The sequence below is a fragment of the uncultured Arenimonas sp. genome (genome assembly GCF_963976025.1).
In the GTDB taxonomy this organism is placed as follows: Bacteria; Pseudomonadota; Gammaproteobacteria; order Xanthomonadales; family Xanthomonadaceae; genus Arenimonas.
In genome coordinates, this window is the sequence record NZ_CAXBJS010000179.1 from 1 (window position 1) to 5,251 (window position 5,251).

The following is a 5,251-nucleotide window of genomic DNA, read 5'->3' on the forward strand; positions in this document are numbered from 1 at the left end:
CACGACCGCACCTCGCTGATGGTGTTCGTGCGCGACCAGCCCGGCGCGCTCTACAACGTGCTCAGCCCCTTCGCCCGCCACGGCGTCAGCATGAACCGCATCGAGTCGCGGCCGGCCCATACCGGGCGCTGGCAGTACGCGTTTTTCATCGACGTCGACGGCCACGCCCAGGACGGCCCCGTGGCCGCGGCCCTGGCCGAACTGGGTGAGTTCGCCGCCGACATCCGCATCCTCGGGGCCTATCCCGTGGCCCTGCTCTGAGCATGGACGAGGCGGCGTTTTCCGCGCTGGCCCAGCCGGGCGTGCAGCGACTGCGCGCCTACGACCCGGGCCTGGACCTGGTTGCCCTGCGCCAGGCGCACCCGGGCCTGGTTGAACTTGGCTCGAACGAAAACTGCTACGGCCCCAGCGCCGCCGCCCGCGCCGCGGCGGTGGCCGCGATCGACACCGCCTTCGTTTACCCCGACCCCCTGGGCGGCGCGCTCCGGCGCGCGCTGGCCGCCCACCATGGCGTTGCGGCGAACCAGCTGATGCTGGGCAACGGCTCGCACGAACTGCTGATGATGCTGGGCCAGGCTTTCGCCGGGCCCGGGCTGGAGGTGGTGGCCTCGCAGTACGGTTTCGCGGTTTACGCGCTGGCCGCCCAGTCCGCCGGCGCCACCCTGGTGCAGGCGCCGGCCCTGCCGGACGGCCAGGCCATGGCACGCGGACACGACCTGGCCGCTTTGGCCGCGGCGGTCGGGCCGCGCACGCGCCTGGTTTACCTGGCCAACCCGAACAACCCCACCGGAACCTGGTTCGGCGCCGGCGGGCTCAGGGCCTTCCTGGCCGGGCTGCCGCCGACGGTGCTGGTGGTGGTGGACGAGGCCTACCTGGAATACGTCACCGAGCCGGCGATCGGCTCGGCGCTGGAACTGCTGCCGGCTTTCCCGAACCTGGTCGTGACCCGCACCTTCTCCAAGGCCCACGGCCTGGCCGGGCTGCGCCTGGGTTACCTGGTGGCCGCGCCGGGCCTGGTGGCGGTCATGGAGCGGCTGCGCGAGTCCTTCAACGTCAACGGCCCGGCCCTGGCCGCCGGCGAAGCCGCGCTGGCCGATAGCGCCCACGTGGAATTCGTGCGCCAGGCCAATGCGGACGAGCGCCAGGCGCTGGCCGATGCGCTGCGGGCGCGGGAGCTGGGCGTGTCGCCCTCGCAGACCAATTTCCTGCTGGTGGATTTCGGCCGCGACGCGGCGCCGGTGGAGCAGGGTCTGGTGGCCCGCGGCGTGGTGCCGCGGCCGATGGGCGGCTACGGGCTGCCGACGTGCCTGCGCATCACCGTGGGCACGCGCGGGCAGAACCGCCGCTTCCTGCAGGCCCTGGACGAGGTGCTGGCATGACGGCGGCCCGGCTGGATTGGCTGGCTGGCACCGGTGGACCGCTGCGCGGGGACCTGCAGGTCCCCGGCGACAAATCGGTGTCGCACCGCGCGGTGATGCTGGGCGCCCTGGCAGAGGGACGCAGCGAAATCGAGGGTTTCCTCGAAGGCGAGGACACGCGCGCCACCGCGGCCATCTTTGCCCGCCTGGGCGTGCGCATCGAAGCGCCTTCGGCCAGCCGGCGGGTGGTGCACGGCGTCGGCCTGCACGGCCTGCAGGCGGCCACCGGGCCCCTGGACTGCGGCAACGCCGGCACCGGCATGCGCCTGCTGGCCGGGCTGCTGGCCGGACAGGCTTTCGACAGCACCCTGGTCGGCGACGCCTCGCTGTCGCGCCGTCCCATGGGGCGCGTCATCACGCCCCTGCGGGCCATGGGCGCGAACATCGAGGCGGGCGAAGGCGGGTTGCCACCACTTAGAATTCACGCGAATAAAGGCCTGCAAGGCATTGATTTCAAATCTCCTGTAGCCAGCGCCCAGGTCAAGTCCGCGGTTTTGCTGGCGGGCCTTTACGCCCGCGGGACCACCCGGGTGCAGGAGCCGCACCCGACCCGCGACTACACCGAACGCATGCTCGCGGCCTTTGGCTGGCCGGTCCGGTTTTCACCCGGCGAAGCCAGCCTCGAAGGCGGGCACCGGCTGCGCGCCACCGACGTGGTGGTGCCGGCCGATTTCTCCTCGGCGGCGTTTTTCCTGGTGGCGGCCTCTGTGGTGCCGGGCTCGGACCTGCGGCTTCGCCAGGTCGGCATGAATCCGCGCCGCACCGGCCTGCTCGAGGCCCTGCGCGCGATGGGCGCCGACATCACCGTCGAAGCCGCCGGCGAACAGGGCGGCGAGCCGGTGGCCGACCTGGGCGTGCGCCACGCCCGCCTGCGCGGCATCGATGTGCCCGAGGCCCTGGTGCCGGACATGATCGACGAGTTCCCGGCGCTGTTCGTGGCCGCCGCCCTGGCCGAAGGGGAAACCCGCGTCTCCGGCGCCGCCGAGCTGCGGGTGAAAGAATCCGACCGCATCGCCGCCATGGCCACGGCCCTGCAGGCCCTGGGCGCGGACATCGTCGAAACCCCGGACGGCGCCATCATCCAGGGCGGAAGTCTGCAGGGCGGGGTGGCCGAGAGCCACGGCGACCACCGCATCGCCATGGCCCTGGCGGTCGCCGCCCAGCGCGCCGACGGCGAGGTGCGAATCCGCGACTGCGCCAACGTCGCCACGTCCTTCCCGGGCTTCGAGGCGCTGGCCTGCGGCGTCGGGCTGGGCCTGCAGGCCGACGGTACGGTCGGCTAGAATCCCGCCCATGCCACGCATCCCCGTACTGACCATCGATGGGCCCTCCGGCTCCGGCAAGGGCACCATCAGCCGGGCCGTGGCCGACCGCCTGGGCTGGCATTACCTCGATTCGGGCGCGATCTACCGCGCCGTGGGCCTGGCCGCGGCCTGGGAAAACGTCGACCTCAGCGACCCCGAGGCCGTGGCCCAGTGCGCCGCCCGCACCGAAATCCGCTTCGAAACCGCCGAATCGGGCGAATTGCACGTGATCGTGAACGGCAAGGACGCCACCCGCCAGCTGCGCATGGAAACCGCCGGCGCGGCGGCTTCGGCCATTGCCGCCCACCCCCCGGTCCGGGCCGCCCTGGTGGACCTGCAGCACCGGTTCCGGCGCCTGCCGGGCCTTGTGGCCGACGGCCGGGACATGGGCACCGTGATCTTCCCGGATGCCGCCTACAAGGTCTTCCTGACCGCCAGCGCCGAGGAACGGGCCAAAAGGCGCCATAAGCAGTTGAAGGAAAAAGGGGTTTCGGTTAATCTTGACAGTCTGCTGCACGAAATCGCCGCTCGTGACGAGCGCGATGCCGGGCGTGCGGTGGCGCCCCTGAAACCCGCGGACGACGCGGTTGTCGTGGACTCCACCGGTACGCCCATCACCGAGGTGATCGAGCGCGTGCTGTCGGTGCTGCCGGAAAAACTCCGCCAGCCGCGACAGGCCTGATCCCCCGGAGCATTCCGCATCCCGTTCCCCCGGGCGCGGTTTCCGAAAGCAGAAACCAGCTCCCGCGCCCGATGGCGCGGGGTAAATTCACGCGCATCTTGCGCCAACAGGTGGGTCGCGGCGGAGCCGCCGGCCCGTATGTCCAACCGAGTATCCAACAATGACTGAATCTTTCGCTGAACTGTTCGAGCAGAGCCAGAGCGCCCTCTCCAAGCTCAAGCCGGGTGCCATCGTTTCCGGCACCGTGGTCGAGATCCGCAACGACGTGGTCGTCATCAATGCCGGCCTCAAGTCCGAGGGCATCATTCCGATCGAGCAGTTCCGTAACGAAGAAGGCGAGCTTGAAGTTTCCGTCGGCGAGACCGTAAAGGTCGCCCTCGAATACCTCGAGAACGGCTTCGGCGAGACCGTGCTGTCGCGCGAGAAAGCCAAGCGCGCCATGGTGTGGGACGAACTCGAAGCTTCCATGGAAGCCGGCGAGATCGTCACCGGCCGCATCTCCGGCAAGGTCAAGGGCGGTTTCACCGTCGACATCCGCGACGTTCGTGCGTTCCTGCCGGGTTCCCTGGTGGACGTGCGCCCCGTGCGCGACCCGGGTTACCTGGAAGGCAAGGAACTCGAGTTCAAGATCATCAAGCTTGACCGCAAGCGCAACAATGTCGTGGTCTCCCGCCGTGCGGTGGTCGAGTCCGAGTCGAGCGTCGAGCGCGAGCAGCTGATGGAGCGCCTGCAGGAAGGTGCCGTCATCAAGGGTGTCGTCAAGAACCTCACCGACTACGGCGCGTTCGTGGACCTGGGCGGCATCGACGGCCTGCTGCACATCACCGACATGGCCTGGAAGCGCGTGCGCCACCCGTCCGAAGTCGTCAACGTCGGCGACGAGCTGGACGTGCGCGTGCTTAAGTTCGACCGCGAGCGCAACCGCGTTTCGCTGGGCCTCAAGCAGCTGGGCGACGATCCCTGGGACAACATCGCCCGTCGTTACCCGACCAGCGCCCGCCTGTTCGGCAAGGTCTCGAACGTCACCGATTACGGCGCGTTCGTCGAGATCGAGCCGGGCGTCGAAGGCCTGGTGCACGTGTCCGAGATGGACTGGACCAACAAGAACGTCAACCCGTCCAAGGTCGTCCAGCTGGGCGACGAACTGGAAGTGATGGTGCTCGACGTCGACGGCGAACGCCGCCGCATCTCGCTGGGCATCAAGCAGTGCACCCCGAACCCGTGGGAGGCCTTCTCGGCCCTGCACAAGAAGGGTGACAAGGTCTCGGGCCAGATCAAGTCGATCACCGACTTCGGCATCTTCATCGGCCTCGACGGCGGTATCGACGGCCTGGTGCACCTGTCCGACATCTCCTGGAACACCACCGGCGAAGACGTCGTGCGCAACTTCAAGAAGGGCGACAACCTCGAAGCCGTCGTGCTGGCCGTGGACCCCGAGCGCGAGCGCATCTCGCTGGGCGTCAAGCAGCTCGAGCAGGATCCGGTGGGCCAGTACATGGCCGGTACCCAGAAGGGCACCATCGTCAACGGCGTCGTCAAGGAAGTTGATGCCCGCGGCGCCACCATCGAGCTCGAGGGCGGCGTCGAGGGTTACCTGCGCGCCAACGACATCGCCAAGGAACGCGTCGAAGACGCCACCACCTACCTCAAGGTCGGTGATGCCGTCGAAGCCAAGTTCATGGGCATGGACCGCAAGGGCCGTACCATGCAGCTGTCGATCCGCGCCAAGGACGAGGCCGAGCTGGCCGACACCCTGGCCGAGGTCAACAAGGCTTCCGACGCGGCCGCCGGCACCACCAAGCTCGGTGCGCTGCTGCGCGAACAGCTGAGCAAGGGCGAGTAAACCG

General features: G+C 69.2%; 5 protein-coding genes. All 5 read left to right on the forward strand.

Annotated elements, in window-relative coordinates; translation table 11 throughout:
• Positions 1 to 261: ACT domain-containing protein (locus AACZ35_RS12060; RefSeq protein WP_339829629.1), on the forward strand; the 261-nt coding region annotated here is incomplete at its 5' end.
• 2 nt (positions 262 to 263) lie between these two features.
• Positions 264 to 1,379, forward strand: a complete 1,116-nt coding sequence (gene hisC, locus AACZ35_RS12065; RefSeq protein ID WP_339829632.1) for a histidinol-phosphate transaminase — start codon at positions 264 to 266, stop codon at positions 1,377 to 1,379.
• Positions 1,376 to 2,701, forward strand: a complete 1,326-nt coding sequence (aroA, locus tag AACZ35_RS12070; protein ID WP_339829635.1) for a 3-phosphoshikimate 1-carboxyvinyltransferase — start codon at positions 1,376 to 1,378, stop codon at positions 2,699 to 2,701. Before hisC ends, aroA begins: the two co-directional genes overlap by 4 nt.
• Before the next feature lie 10 nt (positions 2,702 to 2,711).
• Positions 2,712 to 3,404, forward strand: a complete 693-nt coding sequence (cmk, locus tag AACZ35_RS12075; RefSeq protein WP_339829638.1) for a (d)CMP kinase — start codon at positions 2,712 to 2,714, stop codon at positions 3,402 to 3,404.
• A gap of 160 nt (positions 3,405 to 3,564) precedes the next feature.
• The gene (gene rpsA / locus AACZ35_RS12080) at positions 3,565 to 5,247 is read left to right on the forward strand and encodes a 30S ribosomal protein S1 (RefSeq protein WP_188662163.1); all 1,683 of its coding nucleotides are present in this window, start codon (positions 3,565 to 3,567) and stop codon (positions 5,245 to 5,247) included.
• Positions 5,248 to 5,251: the final 4 nt, after the last annotated feature.